General features: G+C 41.7%; 13 protein-coding genes. 8 read left to right on the forward strand and 5 right to left on the reverse strand.

Annotation, left to right across the window (positions count from 1 at the left end):
• The coding region (locus tag M028_RS0121905; protein WP_442852799.1) for a DoxX family protein at positions 1-341 on the reverse strand (341 nt) is incomplete at its 3' end.
• A gap of 196 nt (positions 342-537) precedes the next feature.
• Positions 538-1,155, reverse strand: coding sequence for a TetR/AcrR family transcriptional regulator (locus tag M028_RS0121910; RefSeq protein WP_026575749.1), 618 nt, complete (start codon positions 1,153-1,155; stop codon positions 538-540).
• Positions 1,156-1,312: 157 nt separating this feature from the next.
• On the opposite strand from M028_RS0121910, the gene kynU reads away from it, so the two are divergent.
• The 4 genes from kynU (at position 1,313) to kynB (ending at position 5,666) form a co-directional block, all read left to right on the forward strand.
• On the forward strand, positions 1,313-2,587 hold the full coding sequence (kynU, locus tag M028_RS0121915; protein WP_026575750.1) for a kynureninase: 1,275 nt from the start codon (positions 1,313-1,315) through the stop codon (positions 2,585-2,587).
• A 100-nt stretch (positions 2,588-2,687) separates the two neighbouring features.
• Complete coding sequence (locus M028_RS30760; RefSeq protein ID WP_035424530.1) at positions 2,688-4,079, forward strand: amino acid permease; 1,392 nt, start codon at positions 2,688-2,690, stop codon at positions 4,077-4,079.
• 16 nt (positions 4,080-4,095) lie between these two features.
• Positions 4,096-4,935, forward strand: coding sequence for a tryptophan 2,3-dioxygenase (gene kynA, locus M028_RS0121925; RefSeq protein ID WP_026575751.1), 840 nt, complete (start codon positions 4,096-4,098; stop codon positions 4,933-4,935).
• A gap of 107 nt (positions 4,936-5,042) precedes the next feature.
• Complete coding sequence (kynB, locus tag M028_RS0121930) at positions 5,043-5,666, forward strand: arylformamidase (RefSeq protein ID WP_026575752.1); 624 nt, start codon at positions 5,043-5,045, stop codon at positions 5,664-5,666.
• Between the two features lie 53 nt (positions 5,667-5,719).
• On the opposite strand, the gene M028_RS0121935 is transcribed toward kynB, so the two are convergent.
• From M028_RS0121935 to M028_RS0121945, 3 genes are all read right to left on the reverse strand, one after another.
• Positions 5,720-7,936 (reverse strand): glycerophosphodiester phosphodiesterase family protein, encoded by a 2,217-nt coding sequence (locus tag M028_RS0121935; protein ID WP_026575753.1) that lies wholly within the window; start codon positions 7,934-7,936, stop codon positions 5,720-5,722.
• 212 nt (positions 7,937-8,148) lie between these two features.
• On the reverse strand, positions 8,149-9,813 hold the full coding sequence (locus tag M028_RS0121940; RefSeq protein ID WP_026575754.1) for a hypothetical protein: 1,665 nt from the start codon (positions 9,811-9,813) through the stop codon (positions 8,149-8,151).
• Positions 9,814-10,035: 222 nt separating this feature from the next.
• Positions 10,036-12,168: a helix-turn-helix domain-containing protein gene (locus tag M028_RS0121945; protein WP_026575755.1), complete on the reverse strand. Its 2,133-nt coding sequence runs from the start codon at positions 12,166-12,168 to the stop codon at positions 10,036-10,038.
• 148 nt (positions 12,169-12,316) lie between these two features.
• Here M028_RS0121945 and M028_RS0121950 point away from each other — a divergent pair, with 148 nt between their 5' ends.
• The 4 genes from M028_RS0121950 to M028_RS0121965 all read left to right on the forward strand — a co-directional run bounded on the left by M028_RS0121950 (position 12,317) and on the right by M028_RS0121965 (position 17,254).
• Entirely contained in the window at positions 12,317-13,498 is a 1,182-nt protein-coding gene (locus M028_RS0121950; protein ID WP_026575756.1) for a M20 family metallopeptidase, read from the forward strand.
• 73 nt (positions 13,499-13,571) lie between these two features.
• Positions 13,572-14,768: a hypothetical protein gene (locus M028_RS0121955; protein WP_026575757.1), complete on the forward strand. Its 1,197-nt coding sequence runs from the start codon at positions 13,572-13,574 to the stop codon at positions 14,766-14,768.
• Positions 14,769-15,181: 413 nt separating this feature from the next.
• Complete coding sequence (locus M028_RS33425; RefSeq protein ID WP_197031454.1) at positions 15,182-15,319, forward strand: hypothetical protein; 138 nt, start codon at positions 15,182-15,184, stop codon at positions 15,317-15,319.
• 246 nt (positions 15,320-15,565) lie between these two features.
• The gene (locus tag M028_RS0121965; RefSeq protein WP_026575758.1) at positions 15,566-17,254 is read left to right on the forward strand and encodes a PucR family transcriptional regulator; all 1,689 of its coding nucleotides are present in this window, start codon (positions 15,566-15,568) and stop codon (positions 17,252-17,254) included.
• Positions 17,255-17,288 lie beyond the last annotated feature (34 nt).

Here is a 17,288-nt window from a genome sequence, read left to right on the forward strand (position 1 = left end):
GCGAAGTTCATAACTAAAGCAAAGAATACAGCGGCAGTTGTTAAGCAACCTAGAATCAATCCTAAACCAACAAGGAACTCACCTAATGGAATCATTGTATTGAAAAGGTCCGCATTTGGCAGTGCAAAGTGTTTTAAGAATCCAACGTAAGTGGCGTAAACAATGCTTCCATCTGGACCTTTGACAGGGTTGGCAATTGCACCTTTCAGGAAGCCAGAAGCATCAAATCCACCAGTAAGTTTGTGAAGACCGGCCATCATCCATTCATATCCAAGATATAAGCGGATGACTGTAAGAAAGGCAGCAGCGACTTTGTTCTCTCTTAAAAATTTGCTAAACATATAAAGGACCCCTTTAAGAAAAAGTATTATTAATAACTTGATTACACTTATATTATAATCCGTTTATCTTGAAATGAGAGTTCTTTGTTCACTGTTTCACAAATCTGTAATAAAGGTTTGAACAAATTATTACAAGGGGTGTTTGATTCGACAAAAATCGGGTGGTGACAGGCACCACCCGATTTTTGTCGAATCCCTATATATAAAGTCCGTTCGCATAAACGGCGGTCATGGTTCCGGCTATTTCTTCGACGGTGCCAAGGTGTTCGTTGCGGACGATTTCCCATAGGTACATTTCGTTGGTGAAGAACCAGCCTCGGGCGACGAGTCCATGGTTTAGTTCGGGTCGGGCTAGGCCTCTTGCTTGAGCGAAGGCAATATCTTTTGAGATTCGTTGGATAAATTTTTCGCGGATCTCTTTCCATTTGGCTGATATCGAAGGGGAAATCCCGATGGCCTGCTCGAACAATTGCATCATGCTTCGTTCGGTTTCGGCCATTTTTAAAAAGGCAGTTGCTTGCTGTAGGATGATCTGCCTGGCTTCCTCCTTTGTTTGTGGTAAAAAGGAAACCTCGGCAATGTCATAGAATTTTTCCATGACATCATCCATCAAAACCATTAAAATTTCCTCTTTTCCCTCAAAATGAACATAAGCGGTGCCATAGCCAATCCCCGCTTTTTTAATCATTTGCGAAATCGTTGCTTTTTGAAAGCCCTCCTCAAGAAACACCGCTTTTGCTGCTTCCAACAGCTTTTGCTTTGTCTTTATCGAACGCAAATGGCGTTTGTCAATCACATCATGTTTCTCATTCATATCCGTATCCCCCCGTACTCTCTACCATAAAGCATATAAGGATTTTTCGAAAAATGAAAGTGGTTACAACATTAACAATTTTCAGAATCGTAATATTGACATGATGTCATATTTATTGGTATAGTTTCTTCAAGTAATAAAAAGGGGGAAGATCATAATGATACAACCAACTTTAGAATACGCTAAACAGTTGGACAAGGGGGACTCGCTAAGGCAGTTTCGCGAGGAATTTTATCTAAAGCCAGGGACGATTTATATGGACGGAAATTCATTGGGGCTGCTTTCGAAGCGGGCGGAACGAACCCTTCTCGAATCAGTCGAGGATTGGAAAGAACATGGAATTGACGGCTGGACGATGGGAAACCATCCATGGTTTGCACTTTCTGAGAGATTAGCAGAAAGGTTGGCACCACTAGTTGGCGCATCTGCTGATGAAGTAATTGTAACCGGTTCCACGACCGTCAATCTTCACCAGCTGGTGGCGACCTTTTATCAGCCGCAAGGAAAGCGGACGAAAATTTTAGCCGATGAGTTGAATTTTCCGACCGATATTTATGCACTAAAAAGCCAGCTGCGTATCCACGGATTTGATCCGGAACAGCATTTGATTCGTGTAAAAAGCCGCGATGGCCGCCTGATTGAAGAAGAGGATATCATTGAAGCAATGACGGATGAGGTTGCGTTAGTGATTCTTCCAACGGTACAGTATCGCAGCGGGCAAATCCTTGATATGAAGCGGTTAACCGAGGAAGCCCATAAACGCGGGATTTTAATTGGCTTTGACGGCTGCCATTCTGTCGGCGCGATTCCACATTCTTTCAGTGAATGGGATGTTGATTTTGGCTATTGGTGTAATTACAAATATTTGAATGGCGGACCGGGAAGTGTTGGCGGGCTGTACGTCAACCGCAAGCATTTTGGCGCGAACCCTGGATTAGCCGGATGGTTTGGTTCCCATAAGGATAAGCAGTTTGACCTTGAGCATACTTTCACTCCTGCTGAAACGGCGGGAGCTTATCAAATTGGCACACCACATGTATTAAGTATGGCGCCGCTGCTTGGCTCTCTGGAAATTTATGCTGAAGCGGGAATTGAAAATATTCGAAAAAAATCGCTTGAGATTAATCAATATTTTATGGATTTGATTGAAGTTGAATTGGCGGGTCTTGGGTTTGAAATTGGCAATCCGCGTAATGATGTACGCCGAGGCGGCCATGTTTGCCTGGAGCATCCGGAAGCGGCACGCATCTGTAAATCATTGAAGGAAAACGGGATAATCCCAGATTTCCGCGCACCAAACGTGATCCGTCTTGCCCCGATTGCGCTATATACTTCCTATGAAGATGTTTGGAACGTGGTTCAAATTTTGAAAAAGATTATGGTTGAAAAGCAATATGAGAAGTTTGCGAATGAGCGGGAAATTGTAGCATAGATTGATTCGCGGATAAAACCTAAAAATTCGCGGATAAAATTCAATGATATACTCTAGGATCTTTCAAAAATCGATTCCTACAAAGGAAAGGCGGGGACGTATGGAGAATAAGATGGAAAAGGGATTAAAGCGGGAGTTAAAAACAAAGCAGTTGACGATGATTGCGATGGGGTGCGCCATCGGGACCGGGCTATTCCTCGGCAGCGGTCTCGCGATTAGTACGGCAGGACCTGGCGTGCTGATTAGTTATGCGGTCGGGGCATTTATTGTTCTGCTGCTCATGGGTTGTTTAGCGGAAATGACCGTTGCACACCCATCTTCAGGATCGTTCGGACTAATTGCCGAAAAATACATTCACCCGATGGCCGGATATCTTGTCCGCTACTCGTATTGGATTGCCAATGTACTCGCGGTCGGCGTCGAAGTCAGTGCGATTGCCGTTTATATGAAATACTGGTTCCCAACCGTTCCGGGGATTGTCTGGATTTTGCTGTTTGGAGCTGTACTTATTTATGTAAATGCCACTAGTGTAAACACCTTTGCCACCTTTGAATACTGGTTTTCAATGATTAAAATCAGTGCAATTATCGGTTTTATTTTACTAGGAGCCTATGTTTTATTTGGATCCACCTCTGGCGCTGCCAAAATTGGACCTGAAAATTTCACGAACGACGGGGGATTTCTTCCGTTCGGCTTTAAAGGCGTCTGGATCGCCATCTTCATTTCATTGTTCAGCTTTTTAGGAACGGAATTGATTGCCGTGACCGCTGGTGAAGCGAAAGATCCCGATGTTGCAGTGCCAAAAGCCTTGAAGGCAACCGTTTTCCGTCTTTCTACTTTTTACGTCTTAACGCTCGCTATCATGTTGATGATTGTTCCTTGGAAAAATGCAGGCATCGATAAAAGCCCATTTGTAAAAGTAATGGAAATTTTGAATATCCCTGGTGCATCCGGAATTATGAATTTTATTATTTTAACCGCGGCATTATCGGCGATGAACAGTCAATTGTATGCATCGACGAGAATGGTGTTTTCCTTATCGCAGTCAAAATTTGCTCCGGCCGTTTTTGGAAGGGTCAATAAAAGAGGAGTGCCATCATCTGCCTTAGCGATTTCAGCTATGGGAATTATTGTAGCAGCTGTTGTTAGTGCCTTGTTCCCGGAAACTTCGTACGCCTTTATGATGGGTATATCGATGTTTGGCGCAATTTTCACCTGGTTTATGGTCTTTATCTCGCATTTATTTTTTCGAAAAATGTGGGAAAAATCAGGCGGCCGCAAGCTGCCGGTGAGAATGATTGGATTTCCTTATTTGACCATTATTGGGGCGGTTCTGTTAGTGAGTTTAATGATTACGACTTGGTTTACGCCTTTTAAAATTTTGCTTCAGTTCGGCATCCCATGGCTGGTGTTTTTAACGGTTGTGTATTTCTTTTTTCATAAAAAAAGGGTGGAGGCAGCTGCCCAACAGGATATTGTGATAGAGGATTAATTAGGAGGTCAACAAAATGGAAAACTCAGAGAATAAAAACTTAGAAAAAGGCATTCAATTAGACTTTAAAAAGGATATGTCTTATGGCGATTATCTCCACCTTGATAAAATTTTATCGAGCCAGCACCGCCTTTCAGATCACCATGATGAAATGCTGTTTATTGTTATTCATCAGACAAGTGAGCTATGGATGAAGCTGATTTTGCATGAAATGAATGCAGCGATTGCGTGTATCCGTCGAAATGATTTGGAGCCATCGTTTAAAATGTTGTCGCGGGTATCGCGAATTCAACAGCAGTTGATTCAGTCATGGAGTGTTCTTTCGACGTTGACCCCGTCTGAGTATATGCAATTCCGCGATAAATTGGGTCACTCTTCTGGATTCCAATCCTATCAGAATCGCTTGATTGAGTTTGCGCTTGGAAACAAGAATGCTCGTACTCTTGCCGTCTATCAGCATCAGCCGGAGCTGTATCCGGTGATGGTGGAGGCTCTAAACGAGCCGAGTATTTATGATGCCGCGATTTCAGCGCTGGTGGCGCACGGGTTATCGGTTGATGAAGAAGCCCTGAACCGGGATTGGTCACAAAATTATGAGCCAAATGCGAGTGTCGAGGCGGCGTGGCTGACTGTGTACCGCAATCCGGATCAATATTGGGATTTATATGAGCTGGCAGAGAAGTTGGTGGATATCGGTAACCAGCAGCAACTTTGGCGATTTAATCATATGACGACGGTGGAAAGAATTATTGGGAACAAAATGGGAACGGGCGGTTCGTCTGGGGTAACGTATTTAAAAAGAGTACTCGATCAGCAGTTTTTCCCTGAGTTGTTGAGTTTACGGACGAAGCTGTAGGATGTAAGAGGCGGTCTTCCTGTTGATGGGAGGACCGCTTTGCGTGATATTTGCGTTTCGGGGCTAAAATTTCAAGAAAAAATACAAATATAAGGAGGAATTCTTACATGAATCCTTGGATTGATATTTCACAACCGCTCGACAACGAAATTGCAGTTTGGCCGGGTGACACCCCATTTACATACAAAGTTAATTGGAGTAAGGAAGAAAGCGGCTCGGTTAATGTCGGACAAATCACGATGAGCACCCACACCGGCACCCATATTGATGCACCGTTCCATTTTGATAATGAGGGTAAGAAGGTCATCGATCTCGATGTGAATCTTTATATTGGCCCTGCAAAGGTGATTCATCTGCCAAAACCAACATCAATCGGAATAAAGGAATTATCCGATTACGAACTTGGCGGGGTTACTCGTCTGCTAATCCGAACCGATTCCTTGGAGGACCGCCAGGAGTTCCCAAGCGCGATTCCAGAGATTGAACCCGAACTAGCCTCCTATTTAGCTAGATTCGGAGTCCGTCTCCTTGGGCTCGACCTGCCATCCGTCGACCCGATTGACAGCAAAGAACTCACCGCTCACCACGAACTAACTCGGCACGGAATCCATATCCTTGAAGGCCTAGTCCTAAATCAAATCGAATCGGGAGAATACGAACTTGCCGCACTTCCACTTCCATTAGTAGAAGCCGACGGGAGCCCAGTCCGCGCCGTCTTGCGGAAAATCTAAAATCGACAAAAATCGGGTGGTGACAGGCACCACCCGATTTTTGTCGATTACTCTTAATCTTCAAGCTGGAAGTCATGGCTGAAATGAACTTTTCCATTTTCATCGCGGATTTCCACTGTAGCTATGTTTGTTGCTGGATCTACTTTAAATACACCAAAGTTGAAGAAGTTGCCTTCTGCGTACATGCTTTCCGGGCTGAAGGTTGGGTCCAATGTTCCGGGGTTGATTTTTACTGCGCCGATTGGACCGCTGATCAGCTCATGATAATCGGCTTTACCGTCTTGATTTGCGTCATATTTAATCACTTGAGCAAAGTGAACATCCGTCGTAACAAAGAATACATTCTTAATTCCCTTTTCCATAATAAAATCAGAGATTTTTTTGAACTCATTCTCATATCCGGTCGGATCATTTGGGTTTACTTGATTGCCATTTGCCCAGCCATCCCTGGCATTTGCCTTTCCAGTTGGAACAGAGATTGGTACAGAAGTAGCAACCAGTTTAATTTTGGCATCCGATTCAAGAAGCTGCTTCTTCAGCCACTCTAACTGTTCCTCGCCAAGCATCGTTTTATCCGCACCATCTGCCTGAGTATTTGGATCACGGTAACCGCGGTTGTTCAAAATCATCATATCGAGGGTATTGCCCCAAGAATAGGTGTGATAAAGCTTGTCCGCTGCACTGCGTTCATTCGAAATCGGCCAATAATCTTCAAATGCCCGAAGGCCAGTCGGTGTCAATGGCTGAGATGGTCCCGAAAAGTCGTTGGTCACCTCATGATCATCCCAAATCGAGAAGGTAGCCGTTTTTTGCAGTAAGCTACGTAATCCAGCGTCCGTACGGTTCTCCTTATATTTTGCCCAGAAATCCTGAACAGTTTGTGATGGAGGATTTGGCACAGCCGGTGTCTTATTATCGGCATAAATCGTGTCACCGCTGAACAGGAAGAAGTCCGGATTTAAAGCGGACATCGCCTTAAAGGAGTTATACGGCGGGATTTCTCCCTGTCCGCCCGTATCGCCGCCCCAGACCATGGTCAACGGTTTTAAGCTGTTTCCAGCCGGTGCCGTTTTGAATGATCCGTTCACGGTATAGCTACTGGAAATAGCATGAGCACGGTAAAAATACGTAGTATCCTGCTTTAAGCCATCAATTTTAGCCTTTACCGCATAATCATTTTCGACCTCAGCATGAACAGTTTTTACGATAAACGGCTTTTTAAAGCTGTTGTCCGTAGAAATTTCAAATTGTACATTTGCTGCGTCATTTGTCCTTGCCCATAGAATCGCCGACGTATCGGTGACATCGCCACTCGCAACGCCATGAGAAATAAATGGCTTTTCCGTTAGTTCAACCATCTTATCAGGATTATTGGTAAACTCGCCATCTACCCCGAGGGAAAGAAGGGATGCTAAATCATCCTGAGAATTCACCGTCCATGGATGCACAAGCAGTTGATTTTGGTGTGCAGCCTCCATGAATTTTGGAACAACGAGTTCCTTACTAGGCCCTACTCCAGCGGCGTAATCAGAAACTCGTTTGAACTCCTGATAAACATCTTTACCCTTCAGCATCGCCCCCGTATATAGCTGAATCAGCTTTACATTTGGCGCCAATGTTTTCAACTTGCGCAGGCTGTCTTCACTGAATGATTCCAGAAAAAGATTCTTGCTATCTAGCACCTTGTTTTTTTGCAAGATTTCAATCAATTTTTCTTCCATTCCCGGATAAACATCTGGTGCTTTTGTTTCCATATAGAGGCCGACTTTTCCATTCCCATGCTTTTTCACAAATTGAATCGCTTCGTCAAGAGTAGGAACATGCTGCCCGGTGTATTCTTTCTTCGCCAACTCCGGATGAGCGGCATTAAACCATGAACCGGCATCAAGGCGTTTAATCTCATCTAGGGTAAAATCCTTCACACGCCAAGGTGCACGGTCCGGGTATAATTCCTTTGCATTGGTCGTTCTCGCCAATGTTTCATCATGCATGGCGATCAACTGACCGTCCTTGGTCATTTGTAAATCAAATTCCACGTAATCAGCTTTCATTTTAATTGCCTCTTTGTATGCAGCCAGTGTGTGTTCCGGCCCGTATGCAGAGGCTCCCCGATGGGCAATGACCGCTACATCAGAGGTGATTGGCTGTAAGGTAGATTGTCCATTGTCAGTTGCAACGGTTTGGTGAGGTGCTGCTAGAACTGCCCATGGAGCAGCTGAGCATAATGATAAAGAAAGACAAGCAATTCCCGCTACTAAACTCTTTTTCATTTTTCATTCATCTCCTATAAGTTATGTACTCGTACTAAACTTATAGGAGAATTGTAAAGTTACATTTAATGGAATATAAATATTTAGTAAATTTAACAAAAATAGTAAAATGTACTTATATAAATAGACGCAAAAGATGCATTCTTAATGAAAAATACCTATTCGACAAAAAACGGGTGGTGCCTGTCACCACCCGTTTTTTGTCGAATGCACTATTGAAGTCCTTCAATCTTAATTTCCTTCACCGGAAGGAATTGTTCCTCAGTATTTAAGTAGGTTAGTTTTACTTTATCTCCTTCTTTTAGGTAGATGATGAGTGGTTCCTTTTCAGATGAGAGAATAAAGTTATGGCGATTGTTGAGCAGAAAGGAAACGACCGTGAAGTCACCTGATTTTTCTTTGTACACTCTAAGGACGGTTCCGCTGACCTGTTTTTGATCGGCTTTTGAACTGCCGTCAACCGTTCCTTTGCCACGTTGTAAGGCTGTTTTATACTGTTTTAAGGCATCGTTTGGCGTAGAACCATAGGCGGAAATTTCTGGATTTGCTGCTGAAACGATAAAGTAGTTTTGTAAAAATCCATTGGAATCAAGGACAGGGGTTAACCAGCTTGCCTCTCCAAAAAAGTTATAAAGGATTGGCATTTTTCCTTCCCACTTTTTCTCAATGAATTTTTTCTCAATAATTTGCAGGGCTCCTTGGGAATCCATATACGATTCTTCCGGGTTTCCCGTATAATAGGTTGCCTTGCCCGACCTTGCATTTGTCAACGAATAACCGAGCATTGAGTCGACATTTTTCTTCAGGCTGGTGAAGTCTGTGAAATAATACATGATTCCATTTTCATCAAAAATCGGACTGACATTGGCCTCTGTACCCTCATCAGAAGGCAATTTCACATCTGATTTTCCAAATTTACTATTCCAGTAGCCATGAATAAAGTTGCCAAAATAACTGTTTTGCAGGCTGACAGCCTCCGGTGAGACAGCGCCATCAATAAAATCTGGAGCCTTATCTAATGAATATTCCTTTGTTTTCCCGGTTTTAGCGTCAACTAAAACAACCCCTTCCACGTTAAAACCATTTCGAGCAGAGATGAAATCACCGTAGGAACGAATATAGTATGGTGTCCCATCCTCATCGACTTCTAACTGGACATCACCGAAGAAAATCTTTTTGGGAAATTCCAGGCGAATATGCCGTTCAATATTTTTATTGAAAAAAGAAGAAGGGGTATAAATCATTTCTTTCTTTATGAACTTCGGATTTGCTGATGAATCAGTTGCGCTTAAGGAAAAATAACCTGGCGTTTCTGACCCCTTCCACCATTTGAAAAATCCCGAGAATTCAACGGGAGCAATATAAACATAGTCCCCGTTCACTTTTTGGATTTGCAGGTTACCCAGTTCATAATAACTTGTGTTCGGGACCTGTCCAAATGCCTTTTTCATTTTGTTACGGGCAAATTGCGGCGGGACGCTTGCCGGTTTTTCATGCTCATCAAATGCTTTAATTTCACCCTTTTCCGTCATTTTGGCAATTGTATATTTTTCGTTGGCATTAAATAAAAAGGCCGTAAGAAAGTAAATGCCCAGGGCCAGGCTCCCCAAAAACAGGCTTGCTTTAATCTTTTGTTCCAATCCAGTGGAAAGAACTGTCCCGGCCGCAGTTAAGATGATTGCCAGCGGCCATATGGCGGATAAATTTCGATCTAGGTTTGAAAAATAAAAGAATGCGAAAATAGCAAGTATAAAAACAATCAAACCCACCACCAAACCTCGAGCTTTTGGAGCATTCCCTTTCGGACTCCTAAAAGGGACCAAAATAACCGCCGAAACAACACCAATAATAAACGTAAACAAAATCATATTTCCCATAAACCCAATCCCTTCCAACTTCTATATGAATATTCCTACGAACGATGTGCTAGAAAAGTTTCATCGACAAAATTCGGGTGGTGCCTGTCACCACCCGAATTTTGTCGATAACATGTTTATTAAGATAAAAGGTTTGTTTTAAACAGCAATTGAGGCGGCATTAATATAGATAATGAAAATAATTATCAACTTTGTTTTTTGTCTTATTCTTCCACTGAAATCCTACTCTATCAGAGCTCCTATATTCCTTCGTGAAAGCAAAAGATCTTCCTGGAAATGGCAGGCTAATAGAATCTGCAGGTAATCCTCCGGGTTGTGAAACTCTAGGCCGAGCAGTTCTTCGATTTTTTTAATACGGTTATAAAGTGTGTTTTTATGAATATGAAGTGTATCAGCCGTTTCGATCATCGATTTATTGCATTTTACATAGGTCATAAGTGTTTTCTCCAGATCATTATTCCTGGCTTTTTCCGTACGAAGCGGCGCTAGAATTTCTTCGGCGAAGCGCTCAATTTCCGGAGAGGATCCTGTCGGAAATAACCGATTGATTCCCATTTTCTTATAATCCATCATTCCTGTTTGCTTTCGGCTGATCAAATAAGCCAAGGATTTATTTGCTTCCTCATGACACTTCACAATCGATTGAATTCCTTCCTGCGGGGTACTAAGTCCGGCATAAAGAGGCATTTCCTCGCGATCACTCCACTTGACTAACAGAGAATGAAGCGAATGGACCCATTCGTTTATCTCGTGTGTGTGCTGGGTCGAGAAAAGAATGGTCACTTTATTATGGAATCCAAAAATCAAGGTCCCCTGGCTTGAGATCCGCCGCTTTAATTGGGAAATTAAGCGGTGGATCACCGCTTCTAATGTTTGTAAATCCTGATATGCGACCACTTCAACGAATATGACAGAAAAATGTGATTGCGAATTCAACCCTAATAATTCGCCTATTTCCTTTAAGGCTGATGGGTCTTTATATTGCAGCAATTCATTATATAATTCATGTGTTTTTTTGTAGTATACCTCTGCCTGGGTTTTTCGTTTCGTTAATTCCAATGCCAGAACGGAACTGGCCTGCTCAATCGTCATTTTATCCTGCTGGGAAATCGGTTCCCGCAACGGGACGAAAAAACAGCCAAGTGTTACACGGTCCGACTGGATCGGATACACATAGTATTCGATTTCGCTCCCATCCACAATCTTCATTAAGAAAGGCCTTTTTCTTGTTCTTAGAATTTTTGAGAATTCATCATTGCTTAAATAAGAGGAAGGAATGTTCTTTTTTGGAAAAAGCTCCATATCCAGATGATCGAAAAAGAAGATTTCACTGTTCATCATGCGGTTCAATTCAAGAATGATGAATTCGACACTCTTATTTTGCAGGGAAAGCTGTGTTAACGTTTCATGAATTTCCGCCCGCCTTAAAAGCAGTTTATTTTTATCTTCTAATTCTCGTGTTAAATTAGTGATTTCCGCCAACCGGGCATTCTTTTCTTGAAAAAGCTTGGCATTTTGAATTGCAATTGCTGCTTGGGCGGCAAATCCTTGTAATAAGCTGAAATCGCGCTCTCTCAATTTTCCCTCTGTGTTAAATTGTTGAACCGCCATGACTCCAATTGCTTTATTTTCCAAGATCAGTGGAATGGCAATCATTGATTTTATTTGCAAAAAATCAATTGATTTTTGAAAAATCGTCAAATTTCCCTTTGTGATCGTTTTCATCTCTTTGAACACCTCAGAGGGTGATTCATACATCACAGGTGTTCGGTCCTGAAAGACCTTTCCGGTAATCGATTCCCCGCTTTTGATTTTTACCGCCTGAAGTTTTTCGTTGTATCCGACAGCTGCACGTGGAATTAATTCATTTGTTTTTTCATCATATAGCTGCAGGTATCCTTTATCTGCCGCAGGAATGACACTTAGGGCCTGCGTAATGATTTTATTTAACACCTCTTCAAGCTCTAGTGAGGATGTAATTGTCAGACTGCTTTCGATCATGCTGGCAAGTTCCGCTTCTTTCTCCCGTAAAGTATTTTCCGTCGCAAGAAAAGAAAACATCACATGCAGGTGTTCGAGTTCTTGCTCAGAAAGGTTCACGTTAGGGCTTGAAAGAGTGAGAAGGACCTGATTGTGCTCTGAGTAGTAAAAAGAAACTGCCGTTTGGTTCCCATCAAATTGAATCGAGATGGTGTCTGTTACTGAAGCGAGCAGCATCGTAAAGTGATTAGGTGTTGTTTCATTATTTGTATATAGCAATTGAGGTGATTGCTTTCTGTTTTTAAAAAAATAAATTTGAAAAGGCATTGGATTAAATTTTTTACAAAGAAAGGTGTAAAGATGCTGATTTTTCATGTAGAAGACCTCCCTATGGACTAGTATACAGTAAATGAGTAATTTTATTGTGCAATCGTACATTGATATAATTTTCAGATATTTTATACTCTTTAGTATAGTGGAAAAACATAAACAGCAATTTTTTTATATATAGGAGGTCAATGAAATGAACAAGCTTTATGAATTATTGGATCAGGCATACGAGGAAATGGTGGAGATTCGCCGATATTTACATCAACATCCTGAGCTTTCCTTTCAGGAAGAGAATACAGCCAAATATATTGCTGAGTATCATCGGAATTTGGGACATGAAGTCCGGACAGGCGTTGGCGGCAATGGTGTTGTTGCTACACTGCATGGCGGTAAACCTGGACAGACAGTAGCCTTACGTGCCGATTTTGATGCATTGCCCATTCAGGAGGAGACGGATGTTCCGTACAAATCTCAAGTGCCAGGCGTCATGCATGCATGCGGACACGACAGCCATACGGCAACCCTTCTCGGACTCGCCAAAGTACTAAACTGCATGAAGGACGAAATCGAAGGAAATGTCGTCTTTATCCACCAGCACGCAGAGGAGCTTCTCCCAGGCGGCGCGATTGCAATGATTGAAGATGGCTGTTTGGATGGTGTCGATGTCATTTTTGGCCAGCATATTTGGTCCCCAACCCCTGTTGGAACGATTGAATACCGGACTGGCCCGATGATGGCAGCAGCAGACTTTTTCAAGGTAAAAATTCAAGGCCGCGGCGGACATGGGTCCCAGCCTCATTTAACAAAAGATAGTGTTGTGATTGGAGCACAGCTTGTCGGTACTATTCAGCAAATTGTCTCACGCCGAGTCGATCCGCTCGATTCAGCCGTTATTTCAATTGGTTCATTTGAAGCGAAAAATGCATCGAATGTGATTGCCGATACGGCTTTCCTTCAGGGGACAGTTAGAACCTTTAAAGAAAGTACAAGGGAATTTATTGAAGCGGAAATTGAAAGGGTTATAAAAGGAACCTGTCTTGCTGCTGATTGCACATACCGTTATGAATATCAAAAAGGCTATCCTGCCCTTGTCAATCATAAGGAAGACATGGAGTTCGTTGCGAATCTTGCTGAAACCGTTCCTGGTGTTACCGCTGTGAGGGAAATCGAGCCGCTAATGGGTGGCGAAGACTTTGCCTACTATTTGGAACATGTGAAAGGGGCGTTTTTCAACACAGGCGGCCAAAGCCCAGAGTGGAGCGAAACCTATCCACACCATCATCCGAAATTTAACATTGACGAAAAGGGTATGTTAATTGCTGCTAAAGTATTAGGAGCAGCTACATTAACATATTTGGAGAAAAATAAAAAATAAATGGGTCAGGTGCTTTGTTCCCTTCGGAGGAACAAGTGCCTACCTTAAATAAAAAAAGAAAGAAGGGATTCTTATGTCTCAAATGCTTGCACTAGTAATTGTTGTTCTTATTTTATTTATTGGAGACGTTGTGGCGGTTAAGACCAAAGCTTGGATTCCTTCTGTATTTATCAGTGCGGTTTTATTCTTGATTGGCTATTGGACATTTTTCCCGAAGAATATTGTTGAGTTAGCGGGTGTGCCGCCGGTTGTAGCGACAATGATGATCTACTTATTGGTTTCCAATATGGGCACGTTACTTTCTTTAAAGGAATTAAAGAAACAATGGAAGACGATTATCATTTCGCTTGCAGGGATTGCCGGAATCATTGCGTTATTATTTGGAATTGGAACCTTTATTTTTGGCTTTAAAACCATTGTTGTTGCGATTCCGCCGTTAGTCGGCGGCTTAGTATCTGCGTTGATTATGTCGGAAGGGGCAAAGGAAGCAGGGCTTACAACGTTATCCGTCTTTGCCATCGTCATTTATGTCATGCAAGGATTTGCCGGTTATCCACTTACTTCGATTGTATTGAAAAAAGAAGGAAGGAATCTTCTTCAGAGGTATCGCAGCGGTCAATTGGGAATGGCTCAAGCAAACGAGGAGGTTGCTGCAACAACCGTCGCGGAACCAAAGGAACTTAAACTATTTAAAAATTTGCCTGATAAATATAATACTGATTATTTCAAATTCTTACGACTTGCATTTGTCGGATTCTTAGCCTTCATCGTTTCCACTTTATTGAAGCCAGTCGTCGACATTAGTCCATTTGTTTTATGCTTATTATTTGGTGTTATTGCACGAAGTGTCGGCTTCCTTGAAAGGCATGTATTGCAAAAAGCGAATGGTTTTGGAATTGCGATCATGGTTCTCATGCTGTTTGTTTTCGATCCGCTGCAAAGAGCAACGCCAGGGATGATTATGGAAATTTTATATCCGTTGATTGGCTGTATTGTGTTAGGTGTCATCGGAATGTACATTTTCTCGTTTATCATTGGAAAGGCCCTTGGGGTTAGCAAACACATGGCTTTCGCCGTATCGTTAACAGCACTATACGGATTCCCATCCGACTACATCATCACAAACGAAGTCATCAAATCCCTAACCAAAGACGAAAAAGAACAAGAAGTGTTGACTAGCCACATGCTGCCACCCATGCTCGTCGGCGGATTCATCTCCGTCACCATCGTCTCTGTCATATTAGCTGGAATATTTGTAGGGTTTTTATAATAGACTTTTTCGACAAAAATCGGGTGGTGCCTGTCACCACCCGATTTTTGTCGAATTCTTTTTTTAGTTTTACAAGTCATTGTATTGTTGTATATTAAGGAATATAATTGGATTTTTATACACCCCCTTTTTAAGCGGAAATGTTTTAGTGCTTGTCTAAGTGGGCAGTTTTTCTATACTTCGGTCACTTTGTCAAAACTTGTAACATAATATTCTTTGAATATGTAAACGTTTTCAATTATAATATGGATAGGTGGATGGCGCGCGTGGCCATCATGGTATTGAGCGTAGGGCGGGGCCGATACTAATTATGATTGATTAATAGGGATGTAGTAACTGCAGAACGAACAATCTAATAGTCGAAAATTTATAAGGAAAATCCGGCGAAGGAAAAAGAAAGGGGTAAAAAAAACGTGGAGAAACATAAAAACTTGTTTGATCTTTTTGTCCAGGAAGACCGATTTGAACTTCATTCCTATTTAACTTATTTGTTCACCCAACTCTGTGATCACCGACCAGACCATGTTGAAGAAAAATTGGCGAACCAGTAAAATATGGATAAGATTATGAATAATACAAAACCATAAAGGCGGTTATTTTATTTCAATGAAAATAAAATGGCCGTTTTTTTGTGGTTTTTAGGGACTGGCACACCCGGATGCTTTTGAAAAAGGATGGTGCCTGTCACCACCCGAATTTTGTCGAATAAATTTGCATAATTTACTGATTAGTCAGAGTTTGTTAGAATAATATTATACGTGGATAATAAATTAGTTTGCAGCAGAACAGGAGGTTCCATGGGATTACTTGTAAATGACATCTTACAGTTAGAGATTATGAAGGACGCTATGGTGGTTGCCGGGGAAGATATGGTTAAGCATAAAGAGGTTCAATGGGTTTCTGCTATGGAAATGCCGGTGGAGAGTTTTGTACGAAAGAATGAATTTGTGTTAACTACAGCAATCGGCTGCGGTCAGAACGTGAAGGAATTTGAAAAATTTGTACAAGATGTGATTGATTCTGAGGCTTCCGCACTGGCAGTAGCTTTAGGACGTCATATTTTTGAGATTCCAAATGAAGTGATTGAAAAAGCGCATCAGAATCATTTAATCCTGATTGAGCTGCCATGGGAATTACGCTTTTCTAATATCATTGAGGAAGTCATGCTTCAATTAAATGATGTCAATTATAAGGAAAGCAGAAGATCCGAAAAGGTTCAGCAGGAGCTTTTGAATCTAATACTAACCGAGACAGGCCTTACTTGTATCTCAAATTATTTATATGGGTGTATTGAGTACCCGATTGTGATTACAGACCAAATTGGGACAATCCAGGCTCAAAGTAAAGATGCCCCCAATTTTCTTGAATATTGGCGAGGCTATGCTGTAAAAGGGGTCCTTCCCCAGCGGAAGCCAACGCTAAGATCGTCACATGATCCAATGATTCAAAAAATCCAATCAATTTATATTGAAGAATATTGTATCTTACAGCTCCCCGTCATTCAGGTCTCAGGAAATACCCCAGGCTATTTATTCGTCATTTTGCCGTCTGATGTATTGCTAGATCAGTTTTTAACTCAGTATATCGTCAATGTATTAGAGCATGCTGTCACAACCATTGCTTTGTGGTTTTCAAGAAAAAATGCAGTTGAAGAGGCAAAATCCATTCTTCACGATTCTTTTGTCAAAGAATTGACGAGTGGAGAATTTACGTCTTGGGATTCAGCAAATTCCAAAGCTGAAATTGTCGGCTATAACTTGAATCTTCCCTATATTTGTTTGATTGGAGCACCGGAAAATTTAAAAAAGCTTTTTCAGAAAAATAATTGGGATGAAATGGCTTATCAGCAGTGGGTTGAAAGCATGATTCATTATATTAAAGAAGAAATTTATTATGCTGCCCAGTCCTTGAATAAAGAAGTGATGATCACCTTTCAACAAGAAAAGCTAATCGTTATGATTGAAATTTCTTTAGAAAACAAAAAAGAAAGCGTAACCAATTTTTTAGATCTTGTTGAACGCCGCCTGCGCAGTTTACTTCCAAAAGTGGTGATTTCTTGGGGGATTGGCAATTATAATGAAGGGGTTTTAGGTTTTAAGGAAAGCTATCAAAATGCACTGACCGCTTTAAATATCAGCAGGAATAAAAAAGGAATCGGAAACCGGGTGATGTATGAAAACACAAGGATTGACCGAATCCTTCTCAACCTCTTTCAAAACCAAGAAATGAAAGAAATTATTACAGCCACCGTTGAACCGCTCGTTGAATATAACAAACAGCGGAATCTTGATTTAATTGATACCATCAGTACCTATAATCATTATCAGGGGAATGTAAGTAAGACTGCGAAAGCATTATTTTTGCATCGGCAATCCTTACTTTACCGTTTACGAAAAATTGAAGAGTTAACCGGGCTGTCACTTGTTGACCCAGATGATTTGTTTTTATTAGATTTGAGCATAAAAACTTGGAAAATGGGGCAATAAATTTCGCAGATCATTTTATAAAATGCTGGCAAGT

It is taken from the genome of Bacillus sp. UNC438CL73TsuS30 (genome assembly GCF_000482325.1).
Taxonomy (GTDB): Bacteria; Bacillota; Bacilli; order Bacillales; family Cytobacillaceae; genus Neobacillus.

Coding starts and splice junctions, on each gene's coding strand:
- M028_RS0121940 (WP_026575754.1), bottom strand. CDS start 9,813: ATGGGAAATATGATTTTGTTTACGTTTATTATTGGTGTTGTTTCGGCG.
- M028_RS0121965 (WP_026575758.1), top strand. CDS start 15,566: ATGGGATTACTTGTAAATGACATCTTACAGTTAGAGATTATGAAGGAC.
- M028_RS0121955 (WP_026575757.1), top strand. CDS start 13,572: ATGTCTCAAATGCTTGCACTAGTAATTGTTGTTCTTATTTTATTTATT.
- M028_RS0121945 (WP_026575755.1), bottom strand. CDS start 12,168: ATGAAAAATCAGCATCTTTACACCTTTCTTTGTAAAAAATTTAATCCA.
- M028_RS0121910 (WP_026575749.1), bottom strand. CDS start 1,155: ATGAATGAGAAACATGATGTGATTGACAAACGCCATTTGCGTTCGATA.
- M028_RS30760 (WP_035424530.1), top strand. CDS start 2,688: ATGGAGAATAAGATGGAAAAGGGATTAAAGCGGGAGTTAAAAACAAAG.
- kynU (WP_026575750.1), top strand. CDS start 1,313: ATGATACAACCAACTTTAGAATACGCTAAACAGTTGGACAAGGGGGAC.
- kynA (WP_026575751.1), top strand. CDS start 4,096: ATGGAAAACTCAGAGAATAAAAACTTAGAAAAAGGCATTCAATTAGAC.
- kynB (WP_026575752.1), top strand. CDS start 5,043: ATGAATCCTTGGATTGATATTTCACAACCGCTCGACAACGAAATTGCA.
- M028_RS0121935 (WP_026575753.1), bottom strand. CDS start 7,936: ATGAAAAAGAGTTTAGTAGCGGGAATTGCTTGTCTTTCTTTATCATTA.
- M028_RS0121950 (WP_026575756.1), top strand. CDS start 12,317: ATGAACAAGCTTTATGAATTATTGGATCAGGCATACGAGGAAATGGTG.